Here is a 968-nt window from a genome sequence, read left to right on the forward strand (position 1 = left end):
ACAGTAGCTTGGCGGCGCGTAAGGAGCTCGCTGCTGAGTTGCACTACACAGGCTCCACTGACGATTCGGCGGCAATGAACATCTGGCTCCATTCGGCCGTCATGAAAAAACTCGCGGAAAATGGCGGGAAAGTTCCTGCAGATTTACTGGATTAGGATTGCCTTACTCAGTAAAAATCATTTGCCGGGTGCGTAGCGTGGTTTGCGGTCGGACAATCCTGGGGACAACGGTACGCACCTCCCAACGCTGTAAGCATTGAACGCCCCTGCATATTCGGCAATGCGCCTTGATACTTCAAATGCCGTTAGCGCCAAACAAATGATTCAGTGACGTGCTTAGTAGCTAAGGCTATACGTTGCCGACAAACGAAAGAATAAACAGGACGATCACAACTGCCCCGACGATGTAGATAATATTGCCGCATTGCAAGGGTACTGAGTGAGCCGCTATGGAGCGATCGGTACATGCACTTTTGTAAAGCGCTATGCACAACAACGTGCACCAGTCGGAAGCGGCGCAATGGACTTTCGCCTCCATTCGCTCAAACGTCTCGATTTGTAACCCTTACAATTGGCCTTCTGCTGTCGACTGGCACAAAGGCTGCAACGTTCAAATCAGGTACACCTTGAACGTTTGGACTGCCCCCTCGGTCAACGACGATCGATTAGCCGGACAGGTCATGGGTAACATGGGTGTATCAGGCCGGAAAATCCGGCTTTAACAGAGCAAAAGAACAGGCAAAGGCGCCTGGAACCGAACGGTTTCAGGCTTTTTTTTGCTTTTTTTTAACCGTCATTAGCTTTGGAGGCGTGTATGAAAACAGCCGCACAATTGCTGAAACTGAAGGTCATGAAAAACCAGCAGGTGCATAGCATCGCGCCAGATCAGATGGTGCTTGAAGCGCTGAAGATGATGGCGGAAAAGAATGTGGGTGCTCTACCTGTAATAGAAGACGGGCAGGTGGCTGT

At 50.5% G+C, this 968-nt stretch carries 2 protein-coding genes; both read left to right on the top strand.

What is annotated here, in order from left to right:
- Nucleotides 1-155: DUF3597 family protein (locus AC1DRJ_RS29650; RefSeq protein ID WP_477805258.1), on the top strand; the 155-nt coding region annotated here is incomplete at its 5' end.
- Between the two features lie 658 nt (nucleotides 156-813).
- On the top strand, nucleotides 814-968 hold a 155-nt coding region (locus AC1DRJ_RS29655; protein ID WP_477805259.1), incomplete at its 3' end, for a CBS domain-containing protein.

Source organism: Pseudomonas sp. P5_B2 (genome assembly GCF_056400445.1).